At 65.1% G+C, this 18230-nt stretch carries 16 protein-coding genes; 11 read left to right on the forward strand and 5 right to left on the reverse strand.

Translation table 11 applies throughout. The features are described 5' to 3' along the window. Positions 1–209 precede the first annotated feature (209 nt). The 5 genes from ACFQU0_RS20810 (at position 210) to ACFQU0_RS20830 (ending at position 4490) form a co-directional block, all read left to right on the forward strand. A complete protein-coding gene (locus ACFQU0_RS20810; protein WP_382204014.1) occupies positions 210–686 on the forward strand; it encodes a 4Fe-4S dicluster domain-containing protein in 477 nt (158 codons plus the stop codon). Between the two features lie 11 nt (positions 687–697). Continuing rightward, entirely contained in the window at positions 698–2545 is a 1848-nt protein-coding gene (locus ACFQU0_RS20815) for an aldehyde ferredoxin oxidoreductase family protein (RefSeq protein WP_382204016.1), read from the forward strand. Between the two features lie 90 nt (positions 2546–2635). Next, positions 2636–3916 carry an NAD(P)/FAD-dependent oxidoreductase gene (locus ACFQU0_RS20820; RefSeq protein WP_382204018.1) on the forward strand — a complete coding sequence of 427 codons (1281 nt, stop codon included), beginning with the start codon at positions 2636–2638 and terminating at the stop codon, positions 3914–3916. A gap of 8 nt (positions 3917–3924) precedes the next feature. After that, the gene (gene thiS, locus ACFQU0_RS20825; protein ID WP_382204019.1) at positions 3925–4179 is read left to right on the forward strand and encodes a sulfur carrier protein ThiS; all 255 of its coding nucleotides are present in this window, start codon (positions 3925–3927) and stop codon (positions 4177–4179) included. A gap of 11 nt (positions 4180–4190) precedes the next feature. After that, positions 4191–4490 carry a hypothetical protein gene (locus ACFQU0_RS20830; protein ID WP_382204021.1) on the forward strand — a complete coding sequence of 100 codons (300 nt, stop codon included), beginning with the start codon at positions 4191–4193 and terminating at the stop codon, positions 4488–4490. Here the strand turns inward: ACFQU0_RS20830 and crcB are convergent, their stop codons facing one another. The 5 genes from crcB to ACFQU0_RS20855 all read right to left on the reverse strand — a co-directional run bounded on the left by crcB (position 4491) and on the right by ACFQU0_RS20855 (position 8906). After that, a complete protein-coding gene (gene crcB, locus ACFQU0_RS20835) occupies positions 4491–4874 on the reverse strand; it encodes a fluoride efflux transporter CrcB (protein WP_382204023.1) in 384 nt (127 codons plus the stop codon). 23 nt (positions 4875–4897) lie between these two features. After that, positions 4898–5914, reverse strand: a complete 1017-nt coding sequence (locus ACFQU0_RS20840; protein WP_382204025.1) for a recombination-associated protein RdgC — start codon at positions 5912–5914, stop codon at positions 4898–4900. 147 nt (positions 5915–6061) lie between these two features. Then, positions 6062–7357 (reverse strand): TRAP transporter large permease, encoded by a 1296-nt coding sequence (locus ACFQU0_RS20845; protein WP_382204027.1) that lies wholly within the window; start codon positions 7355–7357, stop codon positions 6062–6064. Next, positions 7350–7856 carry a TRAP transporter small permease gene (locus ACFQU0_RS20850; RefSeq protein ID WP_382204029.1) on the reverse strand — a complete coding sequence of 169 codons (507 nt, stop codon included), beginning with the start codon at positions 7854–7856 and terminating at the stop codon, positions 7350–7352. The genes ACFQU0_RS20845 and ACFQU0_RS20850 overlap by 8 nt, the downstream gene beginning before the upstream one ends. 75 nt (positions 7857–7931) lie before the next feature. Beyond that, positions 7932–8906, reverse strand: coding sequence for a TRAP transporter substrate-binding protein (locus ACFQU0_RS20855; RefSeq protein ID WP_382204031.1), 975 nt, complete (start codon positions 8904–8906; stop codon positions 7932–7934). 154 nt (positions 8907–9060) lie between these two features. Between ACFQU0_RS20855 and ACFQU0_RS20860 the strand changes: the two genes are divergently transcribed. The 6 genes from ACFQU0_RS20860 to ACFQU0_RS20885 all read left to right on the forward strand — a co-directional run bounded on the left by ACFQU0_RS20860 (position 9061) and on the right by ACFQU0_RS20885 (position 18185). Continuing rightward, entirely contained in the window at positions 9061–9594 is a 534-nt protein-coding gene (locus ACFQU0_RS20860) for a winged helix DNA-binding protein (RefSeq protein ID WP_382204033.1), read from the forward strand. Further along, positions 9591–13217: a hydantoinase B/oxoprolinase family protein gene (locus ACFQU0_RS20865; RefSeq protein WP_382204034.1), complete on the forward strand. Its 3627-nt coding sequence runs from the start codon at positions 9591–9593 to the stop codon at positions 13215–13217. The genes ACFQU0_RS20860 and ACFQU0_RS20865 overlap by 4 nt, the downstream gene beginning before the upstream one ends. Beyond that, positions 13214–13831 carry a pyroglutamyl-peptidase I gene (gene pcp / locus ACFQU0_RS20870; protein ID WP_382204036.1) on the forward strand — a complete coding sequence of 206 codons (618 nt, stop codon included), beginning with the start codon at positions 13214–13216 and terminating at the stop codon, positions 13829–13831. Before ACFQU0_RS20865 ends, pcp begins: the two co-directional genes overlap by 4 nt. Before the next feature lie 202 nt (positions 13832–14033). Further along, entirely contained in the window at positions 14034–15680 is a 1647-nt protein-coding gene (locus ACFQU0_RS20875) for an ATP-binding protein (RefSeq protein WP_382204038.1), read from the forward strand. Continuing rightward, positions 15667–17910 (forward strand): EAL domain-containing response regulator, encoded by a 2244-nt coding sequence (locus ACFQU0_RS20880; RefSeq protein WP_382204040.1) that lies wholly within the window; start codon positions 15667–15669, stop codon positions 17908–17910. The genes ACFQU0_RS20875 and ACFQU0_RS20880 overlap by 14 nt, the downstream gene beginning before the upstream one ends. A gap of 20 nt (positions 17911–17930) precedes the next feature. Then, the gene (locus ACFQU0_RS20885) at positions 17931–18185 is read left to right on the forward strand and encodes a PsiF family protein (protein ID WP_382204042.1); all 255 of its coding nucleotides are present in this window, start codon (positions 17931–17933) and stop codon (positions 18183–18185) included. The last annotated feature ends 45 nt before the right edge of the window (positions 18186–18230 follow it).

Raw genomic sequence — 18230 nt, forward strand, 5'->3', positions numbered from 1 at the left:
GTTGACGCAAGCCTGAGCAAGTCGCTCGGATGTCTGTTGGCGCGACCGGCTGTCTCAGTTTGAGAATTTCTGTGGGCGGCGACGCGGTTTTCGGGTTTACCCCAAGGGTGTTCGGGCGAGGGTTTTTTACATTGCTTGTGCAATCAAGTTCATAGGCACAGCGGCGCATAAGTGGTGCGGTTCGCTGCCACCCAACCAGGAGACCTCTCATGCAGAAAGTCCTGCACATCAACCCGGACAAATGCACCGGCTGTTTGCAGTGCGAAATGGCGTGTTCCTTCGAGAACTACGGCACCTACGCCACCTCCAAATCGCGCATCAAGGTCTTTGACTTCCACCACACCGGCAAAAAAGTGCCCTACACCTGCACCCAGTGCGACGAGGCTTGGTGCCTGCACGCCTGCCCGGTGGAGGCCATCACGGTGGACAAGCTCACCGGCGCCAAGGTGGTGAACGAAACCACCTGTGTGGGTTGCAAGGTCTGCACCATCGCCTGCCCGTTTGGCACGGTGAACTACGTGCAGGAAACCGGCAAGGTGCAGAAGTGCGACCTGTGCGGTGGCGAACCTGCCTGCGCCGACGCCTGCCCCACCGGCGCCATCACCTTCATCGACGCCAACTGGACCGGCATCAGCAAGATGCAGCAGTGGGCCGACAAGCTGGGTAACCAGCCTTCCGCCGCTTAAGGAGAACCATCATGTCTTGGGCTGGAAAAATCCTCCGTGTCAACCTGACCGCCGGCACCGTGGCCGTGGAGCCGCTGCGCATGGACTGGGCGCGCGCCTACATCGGCTCGCGCGGGCTGGGCAGCAAATACCTGATCAGCGAAATCGACCCGAAGGTCGATCCGTTGTCGCCGGACAACAAGATCATTTGGGCCACCGGCCCGCTGACCGGCACCATGGCGTCCACCGGCGGGCGCTACACCGTCATCACCAAAGGGCCGCTGACCGGCGCCATCGCCTGCTCCAACTCGGGCGGCTACTGGGGCGCTGAGCTCAAAATGGCCGGCTGGGACATGATCATCTTTGAGGGCAAGAGCCCAAAGCCGGTTTACCTCTACATCAACGACGACACCGTCGAACTGCGCGATGCCGGCCACCTGTGGGGCCAGAGCGTTTGGAAAACCGAAGAGGCGCTCAAGACCAGCCTGCAAGATCCGCTGCTGCGCGTCTCCAGCATCGGCAAGTCGGGTGAGACGGGTGTGCTGTACGCCGCCGTGGTCAACGACCTGCACCGTGCGGCTGGCCGCTCGGGTGTGGGTGCCGTGATGGGCAGCAAAAACCTCAAGGCCATTGCGGTGCGTGGCACCAAGGGCGTGGGCAACCTGCGTGACCCCAAGGCCTTCATGCAGGTCACGAAGGAAAAGAAAAAGATCCTGGCCGAGAACGCCGTTACCGGCCAGGGCCTGCCTGCCTACGGCACCCAGGTGCTGATGAACGTCATCAACGAAATCGGCGGCCTGCCCACGCGCAACCACCGCGACGTGCAGTTCGAAGGCGCCAAGGACATCTCGGCCGAAGCCATGGCCACGCCACGCGCCACCGATGGCAAGAAGCACCTGGTGACCAACCAGGCCTGCTTTGGCTGCACCATCGCCTGCGGGCGCATCAGCAAGATGGACGAAGGCCACTTCACCGTGCAGAACAAGCCGCAGTACTGGGGCGCCAGCGGCGGCCTGGAGTACGAAGCGGCCTGGGCGCTGGGCGCGGCCAACGGCGTGAACGATCTGGAAGCGCTGCAATACGCCAACCTCTTGTGCAACGAAGAGGGCTTCGACCCCATCAGCTTTGGCGCTACCGTGGGCGCGGTGATGGAGCTGTATGAAATGGGCGTGCTCACCAAGGAGCAGTTGGGCATTGAGGCCCCGTTTGGCTCGGCCCAGGCCTTGGCCTACTTTGCTGAAATCACCGCCAAGGGCGAGGGCTTTGGCAAGGAAATTGGCCAGGGCTCCAAGCGCCTGACCGCCAAGTATGGCCACCCCGACCTGTCCATGAGCGTCAAAGGCCAGGAATTCCCCGCCTACGACGGCCGCGCCATCCAGGGCATCGGCCTGGCCTACGCCACCAGCAACCGCGGCGCCTGCCACCTGCGGGGCTACACCATCGCATCGGAAGTGTTGGGCATCCCGGTCAAGACGGAGCCCACCGAAAGCGAAGGCAAGCCAGAGCTGGTGAAGGCCTTCCAGGATGCCACCGCCGCTTTCGACTCGTCGGGCTTGTGCATCTTCACCACCTTTGCCTGGAGCTTGCCCGACCTGGCGCCCCAGTTGCAAGCGGCGTGTGACGACGCCTACACCACCGAAGAGCTGGAGAAGATCGGCGAGCGCATCTGGAACATGGAACGCGAGTTCAACAACGCCGCCGGCTTCACCGCCAAGGACGACTCGCTGCCCAAGCGCCTGCTCACCGAAGCCGCCAAGACCGGTGGCTCCAAGGGCATGGTCAGCAAGCTGCCCGAGATGCTGCCCAAGTACTATGCCGCGCGCGGCTGGGACAGCGAGGGTCGCCCGACCGCCGAGACCAAGGCGCGCCTGAGCCTTTGATCTTGCCCTTGATCTTGCGGTAGCGCGCATCACGAAGCGGCTCACGGTCCTCCATGGGGCCTGGGCCGCTTCCACTTTCTGGAGTGATTCATGACCCACCACGTCATCCTCGGCGCCGGCCCCGCCGGTGTCATCGCGGCCGAAACCCTACGCAAACACGCGCCTGCCGACACCATCACCCTGGTGGGCGACGAGCCGGAGCCGCCGTACTCGCGCATGGCCATCCCCTACCTGCTGATCGGCAACATCGACGAGCCCGGCACCTACCTGCGCAAAACGGCCGACCACTTTGAGCGCCTGCGCATCACCCAGGTGCGTGCCAAGGCCACGGCGGTGGACAGCGCAAAACGCACCGTCACGCTGGACAACGGCCAGACGCTGGGCTTCGACAAGCTGCTGATCGCCACCGGCTCGCACCCGGTGCGCCCGCCCATCCCCGGCATGGACAGCGCGGGTGTGCACCCCTGCTGGACGCTGGACGACGCCCGCGCCATCGCCCGCCTGGCCCAGCCCGGTGCGCGCGTTCTGCAAATGGGCGCTGGCTTCATCGGCTGCATCATCATGGAAGCGCTCAAGCAGCGCGGTGTGCAGCTCAGCGTGGTGGAAATGGGCGACCGCATGGTGCCGCGCATGATGGGCCCCACCGCCGGCGGCATGATCCGCGACTGGTGCGAAACACAAGGTGTGCAGGTGTTCACCGGCACCAAGGTCGAGGCCATCCAAGCGGGCACGCCGCTCAAGGTGCAGCTCTCGGGCGGCCGCACGGTGGAGGCTGATCTGGTCATCAGCGCCACCGGCGTGCGCCCGGCCATCGGTTATCTGAAAGACTCGGGCATCACCTGCCTGCTGGGTGTGCTGACCGACGAACACCTGCAGACCAACGTGCCCGGCGTGTATGCGGCCGGCGACTGTGCCGAAGCCTTCGACAAGGTCAGCGGCAAAACCATCGTCAGCGCCATCCAGCCCAACGCCGCCGAGCAGGCGCGTGTGGCCGCGCTCAACATGGTGGGCCAGAAAGCCGAATTGAAAGGCGTGACCCAGATCAACGTGCTTGACACCCTGGGCCTGATCTCCACCAGCTTTGGCAACTGGGAAGGCGTGCCCGGCGGCCAACATGTGGAGCTGACCGATGCCGCCGCCGGCCGCCACCTGAGCCTGCAGTTCAAGGGCGATATTTTGGTGGGGTGCAACAGCGTGGGCTGGACCGATCACGTGGGCGTGATGCGTGGCCTGGTGGAGGGCCAGGTGCACCTGGGCGATTGGAAGGACAAGCTGCTGGCCGACCCCACGCGCCTGATGGACGCTTACCTGGGTGCTGCCCAGGCGCAAGGCCACTGGAGCGGGGCTGAAGATACCCGTCGCAGGGCATGATGGTGGGTATGAAGATCACCTTCAAATTGTTTGCGACTCTCACCGACTACCTCCCGCCCGAAGCGCGGCGGGCCAACCAGCTCGATCTGGAGGTGGCGCCCACCGACAGCATCGCCCGCATCATCGAGCCCTTTGGCTTGCCACCCAAGCTGGTGCACCTGGTGTTGGTCAACGGCCGCTACGTGGCGCCCGAGGTGCGCGGCTCGACCACGCTGAACGACGGTGATGTGCTGGCCATCTGGCCACCCATTGCCGGCGGCTGAAACAGGCTCGCATGTTTGCACACTACCCAGCGCACATGGAGCGCGACATGGGTTGCACCGAAGCCGAATGGCTGCGCGCCCTGCCGGCCGCCATGGGCGATGTGCCGTGGCAACAGGAGGGTGCCGTGGTGTTGGCCACGGTGGGCAACGGATCGCTGAGCATCGGTTGGCGTGAGGGTGCGCCGCGTGTCATCGCGCTCATGCGGATGCCGCGCCTGCATGTGGTGTTCGACTTTCAGGGTGTGGACGAAGCAGCCCGGCAGGCGTTCATGAAGCGCTTTGACTTGTACATGCAGCGGGGCGGAGGATGATCAACCCAGCTTGCCCCACCAAGCCTGCCCCGTAAGCACCCCCAGCCACGCCAGCAGCAGCGAGCCGAACAGGTGCAGGCCTGTGTGCAGCAACGCGGTGGCCACACGCGCTTGCTGCAACAACACAATGGCCTCGGCTGAAAAGGTGGAGAAGGTGGTCAGCGCGCCCAGCAGGCCGGTGACGATGAGCAGGCGCCAGGCCGGGTCCATGCCGGCGTGGGCCTGGAAGAACACCACGGCCAGGCCAACGGCGTAGGCGCCGATCCAGTTGGCGGCGAGGGTGCCCCATGGCAGGGCCGCACCGGGGTTGAGCCACAGGCCCAACTGCCAGCGCGCCAGCGCACCCACACACGCCCCAAAACAAATGGCCAGTGCGTGGTTCATGTGGCTTGCGGGGTGTCAAGCGTTCAGAACGGGGCGCTGCCGTCGTCGGCTGTGGCCAGGTCGGCCGCCGTGGCCTGGTGCGCGCGGCCGGTGGTGACGGTGCCGGCAGCACCGCCAGCGCTGGCAACACCGGCAGGTGTGGTGCCAAATTCCAGCAACTCGCCGCCCAACACCTCCACCAGTTCGGGGATGAGCTGCCCGAGTTCGCCGGTGCTGATGGCCACGTCGGCGTCGAAGTTGTCTTCCTTTTCTTTGGACGTACCTTCGAACACGGTTTCCAGCAGGCCCACTTTTTTGAGCGTCATCGACTCCGTCAGCGTGAAGGCCACACGCCCTTGCCAGTTGAGCGCCAGCTTGGTGGGCAGCTTGCCCTGTGCGATGTGCTGTTTGACTTCGTCGATGTCCAGCGTGTGGCGGGTGTACTTGACCACCGCGCGGTCTTCACCGCTGGACTTGAGTTCGCATTCCTGTTCGATCTGGAAAGCGCCATCGGCTTCCCCCTCGGCCAGCCACTGGGCCATGGCACTTTGGGGTGTGCGCTGGGTGTTGTAGAGGCGGGGGGCCACACCGGGCACCGCCTCCACCAAGGCGGTGATCACCGCATCCGCACGCGACTGGCTGCCAGCGTCCAGGATCAGCAAATCCTGCTCCGCGTCCAGCCACACCCACACGCTGGACACTTTGCTGAACGCCTGTGGCAGCAGGGCGCGTTTGGCGTCTTCGCGCAGATCGCGGGTCTCCTTTTTTCCCGGTTTGCGTCCGGTGGTGGCCTCAATGCGGGCGATTTCCTCGTCCGCCTTGCGCCGCACCACGGTGGATGGCACCGATTTGGTTTCGACCGTGAATTTGAGGATGCGCTGGCCGGCGATGGATTCGACCAGGGCGCCGTGTTCTTTGCCCCGCGGCACGGCCCAGCCCATGGACATTTCCTGCGAGGCGCCACATTCGACAAAACGTGCCTGCGCCAGCGCGTCTTCCATCTCGTCCAGCGTGGGCAGCGACTCTGCGCCCAGGCGGTACACCATCACGTTCTTGAACACACGAATCCTTGCAACAAAAAAATGCCCCGCCGGGGTAGGCGGGGCGCTTATCTTAACGAGCTGCCCGGGGCCGCTGCGCCGGGCCGCCCCAAGCAAGGCCGCGCCCCCCTGGGGGCAGCGACCTGCGCAGCGGCGGAGCGTGGGGGCCTACATCCGGCTGGGCATCCAGGTGACGACGCCCGGAAACCACCACAGCAGCAACAGCGCCAGCACCATGATGAAGAAGTAGGGCATGCATACCTTGGCGATCCAGGTGATGTCGCGCTTCGTCATGCCTTGCAGCACAAACAGGTTGAAGCCCACGGGCGGTGTGATCTGCGCCATTTCCACCACGATGACGATGAAGATGCCGAACCAGATCAGGTCAATGCCGGCGGCCGTGACCGTGGGCAGGATCACCCCCATGGTCAACACGATCATGGAAATGCCATCGAGGAAACAACCCAGCAGGATGTAGAACAGCGCCAGCGCGATCAGCAACACGCCGGGCGAGAGGTTCAGGCCGGTGACGAACTCGGCCAGATGGCGTGGCAGGCCGATGTAACCCATGGACAGCGTGAGGAAGGCCGCGCCCGCCAGGATCAGCGCAATCATGCAGTACAGCCGTGTGGCGCCCAGCAACGATTCTTTGAAGGAGCCCCAGTTGAGCGAGCCTTGCGCGGCCGACAGGATGAGCGCACCCACCACGCCGATGGCGGCGGCTTCGGTGGCCGTGGCAATGCCGGTGTAAATGGAGCCAATCACGCCAGCGATCAGCAACACCACCGGGATCAGGTGGCGCGATTCGGCCAACTTCTGCGCCAGCGTCATGCTGGCATCGGCCTTGGGCACTTTGTTGGGGTTGAGCAGCGCCCAGACCATCAGGTGCCCGCTGAACAGCGCGGCCAGCATCAGCCCCGGCAACACGCCGCCCACAAACAGTTTGGCAATCGACACCTCGGCCGCCACACCATAGACGATCATGATGATGGACGGCGGGATCAGCAGGCCCAGGGTGCTGGCGCCGCCCAGCGAACCGACAATTTTTTCGGCCGGGTAGCCGCGCCGGGTGAGTTCGGGCACCGTCATCTTGCCGATGGTGGCGCAGGTGGCGGCCGATGAGCCCGAGACCGCCGCGAAGATGGTGCTGCCAATGATGTTGGTGTGCAGTAGCCGGCCTGGCAGGGCGTTCACCCACGGCGCCAGGCCCCGGAACATGCTCTCCGACAGCTTGGTGCGGAACAGAATTTCACCCATCCACACAAACAGCGGCAGCGCGGTCAGCGTCCAGCTGCTGGCGCTGCCCCAGATGGTCACGGCCATTGCGTCGCCGGCCGGCCGGCTGGAGAACAGCTCCATGCCGATCCACGCCACGCCTGCCAAGGTGAGGCCAATCCACACGCCGCTGCCGAGCAGGGCAAACAGGGTGACGATCAACAGCGCGGTGATGGCCATGTCATTCATGGTGGGTCTCCTGGCCTTCGTTGTTGTGGCGCTGTCCGCGCAGTTCCAGCACCCACTCGTCGATGAAGGCGATGAACAGCACCGCCGTGCCCACGGCCATCATGATTTGGGGAATCCACAGCGGGGTGGCGTCGTTGCTGGTGGAGATGTCGTGGAATTGGTGCGATTGCCAAGCCAGACGCACCGAATAAAAGGCGAACAACCCGGCCAGCAGCACGGCCGCGCTCAGCGACCACAGCTCCAGGGCGCGTTTGGCCTTGCCCCGCAACTTGCCCAGAATGAGCGTGACGCGGATGTGTTCATTGCGTTTGAGCGTGTGCGCCAGGGCCAGAAAACCCGCGCCCGCCATGGCGTAGCCGGCGTAGGCATCGGTGCCGGGCACGTGAAAGTGCAACAGGCGGCTGACGATGGACAGCAGCACCATCAACAGCACACCGATCATGAACAGCGCGGCCAGCCAGGCGGCGCCATCGTACAAAGCGTCAAGCAGTTTTCTCATCCGGGTCATCCTTGCAAAAAAACAGCCCGGGGGTGTTCCGGGCTGCTGTGTGCCGTGGCCGCGTTGGCGCGCCGCTTACTTGCGGTACGCGCCCATCAGCGCCTGGCCTTCGGGGCCGGCTTTGTCCAGCCATTCCTTGAGCATGGTTTCGCCCACCTTTTGCATGTCGGCCTTGAGCTGCGCGGACGGTGTGTGGATGGTCATGCCATTGGCCTTGAGCTTGTCCAGCGACTCCACGTTGACCTTTTTCGACGCGTTCCAACCGCGCACTTCAGCGTCGGCGGCGGCCTTGAGCACGGCGTCTTGTGTGGGTTTGTCGAGCGCGTCAAACGCCTTTTTGTTGACGATGACCGCGTTCTTGGGCAGCCAGGCCTGGGTGTCGTAGTAGTTCTTGATGTGCTCGTAGGTCTTGGTGTCAAAGCCGGTGGAGCCCGAGGACATGTAGCTCTCCACCACGCCCGTGGCCATGGCCTGCGACAGTTCGGCCGCTTGCACGGTGACGGGTTGTGCGCCCACCAGTTCGGCGATGCGGGCCGTGGCCGGGCTGTACGCGCGCCACTTCACACCCTTGAGGTCGGCGGCCGATGCGATGGTCTTCTTGACGTAAATGCCTTGTGGCGGCCAGGCCACCGCGTACAGCAGCGACATGCCCTGTTCGGCCAGTTTCTTCTCCAGCAGCGGCTTTTGTGCCTGGTACAGCTTCATCGAGGTGTCGTAGCTGTCGGCCAGGAAGGGCAGGCCATCGGCGCCGAACATTTGCCATTCGTTCTGGTAGTTCACCAGCAGGATTTCGCCGATCTGCGCCTGCCCGCCCTGCACCGCACGTTTGATTTCGGGCGCCTTGAACAGGGCTGCGTTGGGGTGCACCGTGATCTTGAGTTTGCCGCCCGTGGCCTTGTCCACGTCGTTGGCGAATTCGACCAGGTTCTGGCTGTGGAAGTTGGTGGCCGGGTAGGCGGCAGGCAGGTCCCACTTGGTTTGTGCTTGGGCGGCAGCGCCTAGGGCCATGGCCGAGGCAAGCAGGGTGGCAGAGAACAGGCGACGCTTCATGAGGGCTCCAGAAAAGGATGGGGTGAAGTGTGTGTTCGGTGGCATCGCCGACGTCACAGAATGTAGCTGCGTGGCGGGCCAGTGTGCTCCGTATTTTCCCTTGATGTCAACAAAATGTTGGCAATTTGTTGGTGAAATAACTAGACTCGCCGGCATGGCCTCGACCCGCAAATCCACACGAGCAGATTCCGTGCCCATCGTCTCGTCGGCGCACCTGGTGTCGCCGCGCAGCGCCGAAATGAGCGAGTTCGAATTTGGCCTCATCGTGGCCGGCAACGCCTTTCACCGCTGGATCGTGCACTGCATGAGTGCGGCCGGCCTGCGCGATCTCACCCCTTTGGACGTGCTGGTGCTGCACCACGTGACGCACCGCGCGCGCGACAAGCGCCTGGCCGACCTGTGTTTCATCATGAACGTGGAAGACACCCACCTCATCAACTACTCGCTCAAAAAGCTGCAAGGCCTGGGTGTGGTGGTGTCCAGCAAGAACGGCAAGGAAGTGACCTACGGCCCCACCGAGCAGGGGCGGGCTTTTGTGGAGCGCTACCGCGAAATCCGCGAGGACTGCCTCATCAACGCCCTGCGTGCTGACGACGCGCTCAACCACGACATCGGCGAACTCGCGCGTCTGTTGCGCGTGCTCTCCGGCATTTACGACCAGGCGGCCCGATCCGCCGCATCCCTATGACCACACACACCACCTCCCGCTGGCAGTTCTGGATAGACCGTGGCGGCACTTTCACCGACATCGTGGCCAAACGGCCCGATGGTTCGTTGTTGACACACAAGCTGTTGAGCGAAAACCCCGAGCAATACCGCGACGCGGCGGTGGCCGGCATACGCCACCTGCTGGGCCTGGCGCCCGGCGAGGTGGTCACGCCGGCGCAGGTGGAATGCGTGAAGATGGGCACCACCGTGGCCACCAACGCGCTGCTGGAGCGCAAGGGCGAGCCCACGCTGCTGATCACAACGCGCGGCTTTCGTGATGCGCTGCGCATTGCCTACCAAAACCGCCCGCGCCTGTTTGACCGCCACATTGTCTTGCCCGAGCTGCTGTACACCCGCGTGATCGAAGCGCAGGAGCGCGTGGGGGCACATGGCGAACCCATCGAACCCTTGAACGAAGCCCACCTGCGTGAGCGCCTGTGGGCCGCCTTCGACGCCGGCCTGCGCAGCGTGGCCATCGTCTTCATGCACGGCTACCGCTACACCGCACACGAGGCGCGCGCTGCCGAGCTGGCGCGCGAAGTCGGCTTCACCCAGGTCAGCACCTCGCACGCCACCAGCCCGCTGATGAAGTTCGTGAGCCGTGGCGACACGACCGTGGTGGATGCCTACCTCTCGCCCATCCTGCGCCGTTATGTGGAGCAGGTGGCCAGCGAGATGCCGGGGGTGCCGCTGTACTTCATGCAGTCCTCCGGTGGCCTCACCGACGCCCACCGCTTCCAGGGCAAGGACGCCATCCTCAGTGGCCCGGCCGGTGGCATTGTGGGCATGGCCCGGACAGCGGAGATTGCGGATCAACCCAAGGTCATCGGTTTTGACATGGGCGGCACCAGCACCGACGTGAGCCACTACGCGGGCAGCTTTGAGCGCGAGTTTGAAACCCAGGTGGCCGGTGTGCGCATGCGCGCGCCCATGATGAGCATCCACACCGTCGCCGCAGGCGGTGGCTCCATCCTAGCGTTTGACGGTTCGCGTTTTCGTGTAGGTCCCGAGAGTGCGGGCGCCAACCCTGGCCCAGCCAGCTACCGGCGCGGCGGCCCGCTGGCCGTGACCGATGCCAACGTGATGGTGGGCAAGGTGCAACCCGCCTGGTTTCCCAAGGTGTTTGGCCCCACCGCAACCGAGGCGCTGGACGCCGACGTGGTGCGCGCCAGGTTTGCCGAACTGGCCGCGCAGACCGGCCGCACCCCTGAGGACGTGGCCGACGGCTTCATTCGCATCGCCGTGCAGCAGATGGCCAACGCCATCAAAAAGATTTCGGTGGCGCGTGGCTACGATGTGACGCGCTACACCTTGCAGTGTTTTGGCGGCGCCGGTGGGCAACACGCCTGCCTGGTGGCCGACGCCCTGGGCATGACACGTGTGCTGGTGCACCCGCTGGCCGGCGTGCTCAGTGCCTACGGCATGGGCCTGGCCGATCAGACAGTGATGCGCGAACAGGCGGTGGAGGCGCCGTTGTCGCCCGAGGCACTGCCGGGCATTGCCGCGCAGCTGGAGGCCCTGGCCACCGAGGCGCGCACCGAACTGAAGCAACAGGCCATTGGCGATGGTGCCATCGCGGTGCACCGCCGCGTGCACGTGCGCTACGCGGGCAGCGATTCGGCGCTGGTGGTGGCATTTGCCGACGACGTGGCTGCGATGCAGCTCGCGTTTGAGGCCGCCTACCGCCAGCGTTTTGCCTTCCTCATGACCGGTAAGCCGCTGGTGGTGGAGGCCGTTTCGGTGGAGGCCGTGTTGGCGGGCGACGCGCCGGCCGAACCCATGCTGGCGCTGCAGCCGCAACGCGCATTTCCAAAGCGCGACACCGTGCGTCTCTACAGCGAAGGCGCCTGGTTCGACGCCGCCCTGGTGGTGCGCGAAGACCTGCGCCCCGGCGACGAAATTGCCGGCCCGGCCATCATTGCCGAGAAAAACGCCACCACGGTGGTGGAGCCTGGCTGGGTGGCACGCCTGACCGAACGCGACCACCTGCTGCTGGAGCGCCGCGTGGCCCGCGCCCAGACCTACGCCGTGGGCACCACCGCCGACCCGGTGCTGCTGGAGGTGTTCAACAACCTCTTCATGAACATCGCCGAGCAGATGGGCCTGCAACTGCAGAACACGGCGTACTCGGTCAACATCAAGGAGCGCTTGGACTTCAGTTGCGCGCTGTTCGACAGCGAAGGCCACCTGATCGCCAACGCGCCGCACATGCCGGTGCACCTGGGCTCCATGGGCGAGAGCATCAAGACCGTGATACGGGAGAACGCCGGGCGCATGAAACCAGGCGATGTGTATGTGCTCAACGACCCCTACCACGGCGGCACCCACCTGCCCGATGTGACGGTGATCACGCCGGTCTACATTGGCGACGAAGCACAGCCCACGTTTTATGTCGGGTCGCGTGGCCACCACGCCGACATCGGTGGCAGCACGCCGGGCTCCATGCCGCCGTTCTCCACCCGCATCGAAGAAGAGGGCGTGCAGATCAACAACGTCAAGCTGGTGGACCAGGGGCACTTGTGCGAGGCCGAAATGATCGCCTTGCTGCAAAGTGGGGCCTACCCCAGCCGCAACCCACAGCAGAACATGGCCGACCTCAAGGCGCAGATCGCCGCCAACGAAAAGGGCGTGCAGGAGCTGCGCAAGATGGTGACGCAGTTTGGGCTGGATGTGGTGCTGGCCTACATGGGCCACGTGCAGGACAACGCCGAGGAGTCGGTGCGCCGCGTCATCACACGGCTTAAAAACGGCCAGTTCACCTTGCCGCTGGACAACGGCGCGCAGATCAGCGTGGCGGTGCGTGTGAACGTGGCCGAGCGCAGCGCAGAGATTGACTTCAGTGGCACCAGCGCGCAGCAGACCAACAACTTCAACGCCCCCACGGCGGTGTGCATGGCGGCGGTGCTGTACGTGTTCCGCACGCTGGTGGACGACGACATCCCGCTCAATGCCGGGTGCCTGAAGCCGCTGAAGGTCATCATCCCGCCAGGCTCTATGCTCAACCCCAACCCGCCGGCCTCGGTGGTGGCGGGCAACGTGGAAACCTCCACCTGTATCACCAACGCCCTCTTTGGTGCGTTGGGTGTGATGGCCGGCGGCCAGCCGACCATGAACAACTTCACCTTCGGCAACGCGCGGCACCAGTACTACGAAACCATTTCGGGCGGCAGCGGTGCGGGTGGCGTGTTCGACGACGCGGGCCGTGTCGTCGGGGGCTTTGACGGCACCAGTGTTGTGCAGACCCATATGACCAACTCGCGCCTGACCGATCCCGAGGTGCTGGAATTCCGCTTCCCGGTGCGGCTGGAGAGCTACGCCGTGCGCGCCGGTTCGGGTGGTGCAGGGCGCTGGAAGGGCGGCGACGGCGGCGTGCGCCGCGTGCGCTTTCTGGAGCCCATGACCGCCAGCATCCTGTCCAACGGCCGTGTGCACCCGGCCTTCGGCCAGGCCGGCGGGCAGCCCGGTTCGCCCGGCATCAACCGCGTCGTGCGTGCTGATGGTCGGGTGGAGGCGCTGGCCCACATCGGCTCGGCCGAGATGGCCGAAGGCGACATCTTTGAGATCCACACCCCCGGCGGCGGTGGCTTCGGGCTGCCGCAATGACAGGCGTGTTGCTCACGGGCTTCGAGCCCTTCGGGGGTGACCTCGTCAACCCAGCCGCGGAGGTGGTGACGGCGTTGAACGGGCAACGTGTGGGTGGCCACGACGTGACTGGTGTCGTGTTGCCGTGCGTCTTTGGGGCGTCGCTGGACTTGCTGCGCGCGCAGTTGCGCTTGCGTGACTGGTCGGTGGTGTTGTGCCTGGGGCTGGCGGCCAGCAGGCCCGTGTTCTCTGTCGAGCGAATTGCGATCAACGTCGACGATGCCCGCATCCCCGACAACGCCGGGCAACAACCTGTGGACAGCCCGGTGGTGCCCGGTGGACCAGCGGGCCTGTTCAGCACCCTGCCCATCAAACGCATGGTGTCCGAGCTTCAGGCTGCCGGTTTGGGTGCCGAGGTGTCCCAGACCGCCGGCACCTACGTCTGCAACCATGTGTTTTATGGCTTGATGCACTGGGCCAGCACCCAGGCCAGGCCGCCGCGCTGCGGCTTTGTGCATGTTCCAGCGCTCAGCCACACGCCCTTGACCACGCAGGTGGATGCGGTGAGGCTGGCGCTGCGCGCCGCGCTGGCGGCGGGCGACGATATCCGCACCACGGGCGGCGCCATCGAGTGATGGGTGGCTCGCGCGCAGCGGTCCTACCCCCGGGAGTTGCGTCCCCATGGAAGGTGCCCACGGCCGGGCCCATTTCCCCTGCTTCCTGTTAACATTTGTTGGCAATGAGCCGCCTTGCTGCGGTTCACAGGGAGCTGACGACGCACCGGTTCACACCGGCAGTGCGCGGCGTGCCGGGATATCCGTTTGGGAGGACGTCAACATGGTGGCCATACAGCGCCGGCTGGACCAGTCGGTGCAGCGCACACTTCGCTGGATATTCGCGCTCCTGGGTGGCATGGCCATCATCGCGTTTGCCGCGTGGGTGGTGTTCGGGCAGTTTCAGATAGCCATGCTCAACACGGTCTACGACGACCGGGTGGTGCCGTTGCGCAGCCTGACGCTGATCGCCGACACCATCAACGTGCGCATTCCCGGGCGTTACCACAGCGGTGAATACGAGGCCGCAGCGAGCCCGTCCCCGGTGGACGATTGGGCACAGATCGAAGCCCTGTGGAGTGCTTACATGCTGACCTATCTCACGCCGAAGGAGGCCTCGTTGGCGGCGCAGGCCCGCACATCGCTGGACGACCTGCGCGAGCGCCTGCTGGAGGTGGGCCTGGACCGCAGCCTGGGCACGGGCCAGGACGGTGCCTACTACGTCTACGCGCTGCGCATTTTCAATGAGCGCTTCACGGCTTTGTACGAGCTTCAGGTGGACGTGGCGCTGGAGAACCTCAACCGCGCCCGCACGGTGACCCACTGGGCCATCGTGCTGGCCGCGTTGGCGTTGGTGCTCATGTTGTTGCTGGCGATGTTTGCTTTGAAGATCATTTCGCAGCGGGTGATTGCGCCAGTGGAATGGGTGGCGCGTTCTCTGCAGCGGCTGGCCGAGGGCGACGTGGCGGTGCAACAACCCCGCTTCCCCTTGAGCGCCGAGTTCTCCGAACTGTTGGATCAGATGAACCGCGTGCGGCAGTTTCTGGGCCAGCGTCAGCAACTGCTGGAGGAGGAACAGGCCGCCAGCCAGCGCCTGCGCGACACGCAGACCGAGCTGGTGGAGGCCGAAAAGCTGGCTTCGCTGGGCAGCCTGGTGGCGGGTGTGGCGCACGAACTCAACACACCGCTGGGGGTGTCGGTGGAAGTGGCCAGCAGCCTGGAGGAAAAGCGCAAACGGTTTGCCTCGGCCTTGGCCGAGGGGGGCATCAAGCGCTCCATGCTGGACGGCTTTATTGCCGACGTGCAGCAAGCCAGCGACTTGCTCACACAGAACCTGGCCCGCGCGGCCGGCCTGGTGCGCAGCTTCAAGCAGGTGTCGGTGGACCGCGCCGGCTCGCAGCGCCGGCGGTTCGATCTGGCCGGCACGCTGGATGAGGTGCTGGCCTCGCTGCGGCCCAGCCTGCGCGGCAAAGGCATCGCCGTGGAGCTGCAGGTGCCCGCAGGCATTGCTCTCGACAGCTACCCAGGCGCCTTGGGACAGGTGGTCACCAACCTGATCAACAACGCGGCGGTCCATGCGTTTGGGGACGGGGAGCCTGACCCAGCCCATGCGCGGTGCGTCTCGCTGGTGTGTTTCGAGGCTGCGCCGGGGCTGATCGGACTGCGCGTCAGCGACAACGGCAGCGGCATGAGTGAGGAGGTCCTGAGCCGGGTCTTCGAACCCTTTTTCACCACGCGGCTGGGCCACGGCGGCAGCGGCCTGGGCATGGCCATCGTGCACAACATCGTGGTTGGTCTGCTGGGTGGTCGGCTGCAGGTGCGCAGCGAAGCGGGCGCCGGCACCAGCATCGACATCCAGTTGCCGCCCAGCGCACCTCAGCGCGACCCCACCCAAAATTCACAGGAGGCCGTGATCTATGCCATCCACTGACCTGGGCCCTGCGGGCGCCGATCCGAACCACGACGCCCCGGCGGATGGGGATGACATCTTGCTGTTCGAGGACGAGACCATCACGGTCAAAAGCCTGAGCAAGGGCCGCAGCCCTTGGCGCGTGCTGGTGGTGGACGACGAGGAGGATGTGTTCCGCGCCACCGCCTTCAGTCTGCGGGACGTGGACATAGACGACCGCCCGCTGGAGTTGCTTCAGGCGCGCTCGGCCCGCCAGGCGCTGGAGACCGTGGCCCACGAACCCAACATCGCGGTGGTGCTGCTCGATGTGGTGATGGAGTCCGAAGACGCCGGGCTGAGGGTCGTCGAACGCATACGCGCCATGCCAGGGCGGGAGGCGCTGCGCATCATTCTGCGCACCGGCCAGCCCGGTTACGCGCCGGAGCTGGACATCATCCGCCGCTACGACATCAACGACTACAAGACCAAGGGCGAGCTCAGCCAGGTGAGGCTGGTCACCTCGTTGACGGTGGCGGTTCGCGGTTACCACCAACTGGTCAAGCTGCAGGCGCACCAGCGTGGGCTGGAAAAAGTGGTCGCGGCATCGGGCACGCTGGTCACTCAGCGGCACTCGATGCAAAGTTTTGCCGAAGGGGTGTTGACCCAGATCTGCGACATCAGCGAATGCCTGCCGCAGGGGGCTGTGGTGCTGCGCGGGCGCGACACCGGTCAGCGCGACGGCCACGTGGTGGCGGGCGCAGGTGTCTACCGCGATCTGGTCGGGCAGCCGCTGGACCGCCTGCCAGCCCCATTGAAACATTGTCTGGGCCAGGATTTCGGCCGCTCGGTCACCACCATCGCCGACTTCGAGGCCGTGCGCATCCATTCCGTCAGCGGTGACGACCTGGTGGTGCTGCTCACCGCCCAGGCGTCGCTGGACGACGTGGCCCGCCACATGCTCGAAGTGTTCGCCTACAACATCTCCCTGGGTCTGGACAACGTGCAAGTGTTCGAGGACATGGAGCACCTCGCCCACCACGACGTGGAAACCGGGTTGCCCAACCGGGCCGGTTTTCGCCGTGGCCTGCAGCCGCTGGGGGGCTTGTTTGCGCAGGTGCAGATCGATGAACTGGAGGACATTCGCGGAACGCTCGGCGAAGCCGTGACCTCACAACTGATCGCCGAGGTCGGGCACCGGCTGGCCCGGGAACTGGGCCACGAGGCCCGCGTGGCGCGGGTCAACGGGGACCGCATTGCGCTGGCCTTGCCGGCCGGCGACCTGGGCATGGCCCGCGAACGGGTGCTGGCCGTGTTGGCGCGGCCCGTGGCGGTGGCTGGCCTGGAGCTGCAGCTGCCCATGGGGGTGGGTTGGTCTGTCGGTGGCGATTCGGTGACACAGGCCATCGACGAGGCGGGCCTGGTGGTGTCGCGTCTGCCCGGTGGGCGCCAGTTGCGCAGCGGGCGCTGGACGGAGGCGCTGGGCAACGAAGTCCGCAGCCGGGTGCGTTTGCTGAGCGATCTGCAGGACGCACTGGCGGAAAACCGGATCGAGATGTGGTTGCAACCCCAGGTGCGCCTGAGCGATGGACAGGCGATCGGGGCCGAAGCCCTGGTGCGCTGGCGCCGGCGCGACGGCAGTCTGGTGATGCCCGCTGAATTCATTCCCATGGCGGAACAGACCGGCGCCATCCGCGACCTGGGCGAGCGCGTGACGGCGCAGGCGGTTCAAACGCTGGCGAGCTGGCCGCAATCCTCACTGCGCATCTCGGTCAACGTCAGCATGCGCCAGTTGGAGGAAAGCAGCTTTGCCGACTGGTTGGTGGCTTTGTGTGAAACCCACGACGTGCCGTTTCGGCGCCTGCGTCTGGAGATCACCGAAACCGCTTTCACACTGGAGCACAGCCAGGTGCAAGACTCGCTGGAGGCTTTGATTGGCCACGGTTTCGAGCTTGCCATCGACGACTTCGGGACCGGGCACTCCAGCCTGGGGCGCTTGTTCGAACTGCGCTTTCAGGAACTGAAAATTGACCAGAGCCTGGTCAGCGGGCTGGAGCATGACGAGCGCGCGCGCAAACTGGCGGCCATGATTGTTGAGCTTGGCCGTGATTTTGGCGTCGAAGTGCTGGCCGAGGGTGTGGAGACCGAAGCGCAGTTGAGCCACCTGCGCGACATCGGCTGCCACCTGGGGCAGGGCTGGCTGTACAGCAAGGCCTTGCCGCTGACCGAATTTTCGCAACGTTATTGCGCCACAATTCAAGGACAGGGAGTTTGAGATCTTTTTGGGACACGCCCATGTTCAAACACCTTGCCTGCCTGATCGCCCTCACCGTCTCTGCCGCCGTGTCCACCCACGCACAGGCGGAAGGCCCCTCCTGCAATGCCGCCGCTGCCGAGAAGAAGCTGGCCGGCGCAGCCAAAACCTCCTTTCTCAAGAAGTGCGAAAAAGACGCCACGGCCAGCTGCCAGGCGGCTTCGAAAGAGAAGAACCTGCATGGCGCCGCCAAGAACAGCTTTGAGAAAAAGTGTGTGAAGGACGCCCTGGGCTGACGAAGGTCAGTGCGGGCCGAGGGGCTTGTGTGTAGTCTCGCTGCC

This window comes from Hydrogenophaga defluvii (assembly GCF_042665235.1).
In the GTDB taxonomy this organism is placed as follows: domain Bacteria; phylum Pseudomonadota; class Gammaproteobacteria; order Burkholderiales; family Burkholderiaceae_C; genus Hydrogenophaga; species Hydrogenophaga defluvii_A.

Coding starts and splice junctions, on each gene's coding strand:
- ACFQU0_RS20865 (WP_382204034.1), top strand. CDS start 9,591: ATGACCACACACACCACCTCCCGCTGGCAGTTCTGGATAGACCGTGGC.
- ACFQU0_RS20875 (WP_382204038.1), top strand. CDS start 14,034: ATGGTGGCCATACAGCGCCGGCTGGACCAGTCGGTGCAGCGCACACTT.
- ACFQU0_RS20810 (WP_382204014.1), top strand. CDS start 210: ATGCAGAAAGTCCTGCACATCAACCCGGACAAATGCACCGGCTGTTTG.
- ACFQU0_RS20880 (WP_382204040.1), top strand. CDS start 15,667: ATGCCATCCACTGACCTGGGCCCTGCGGGCGCCGATCCGAACCACGAC.
- thiS (WP_382204019.1), top strand. CDS start 3,925: ATGAAGATCACCTTCAAATTGTTTGCGACTCTCACCGACTACCTCCCG.
- crcB (WP_382204023.1), bottom strand. CDS start 4,874: ATGAACCACGCACTGGCCATTTGTTTTGGGGCGTGTGTGGGTGCGCTG.
- ACFQU0_RS20860 (WP_382204033.1), top strand. CDS start 9,061: ATGGCCTCGACCCGCAAATCCACACGAGCAGATTCCGTGCCCATCGTC.
- ACFQU0_RS20820 (WP_382204018.1), top strand. CDS start 2,636: ATGACCCACCACGTCATCCTCGGCGCCGGCCCCGCCGGTGTCATCGCG.
- ACFQU0_RS20855 (WP_382204031.1), bottom strand. CDS start 8,906: ATGAAGCGTCGCCTGTTCTCTGCCACCCTGCTTGCCTCGGCCATGGCC.
- ACFQU0_RS20830 (WP_382204021.1), top strand. CDS start 4,191: ATGTTTGCACACTACCCAGCGCACATGGAGCGCGACATGGGTTGCACC.
- ACFQU0_RS20850 (WP_382204029.1), bottom strand. CDS start 7,856: ATGAGAAAACTGCTTGACGCTTTGTACGATGGCGCCGCCTGGCTGGCC.
- ACFQU0_RS20845 (WP_382204027.1), bottom strand. CDS start 7,357: ATGAATGACATGGCCATCACCGCGCTGTTGATCGTCACCCTGTTTGCC.
- pcp (WP_382204036.1), top strand. CDS start 13,214: ATGACAGGCGTGTTGCTCACGGGCTTCGAGCCCTTCGGGGGTGACCTC.
- ACFQU0_RS20885 (WP_382204042.1), top strand. CDS start 17,931: ATGTTCAAACACCTTGCCTGCCTGATCGCCCTCACCGTCTCTGCCGCC.
- ACFQU0_RS20815 (WP_382204016.1), top strand. CDS start 698: ATGTCTTGGGCTGGAAAAATCCTCCGTGTCAACCTGACCGCCGGCACC.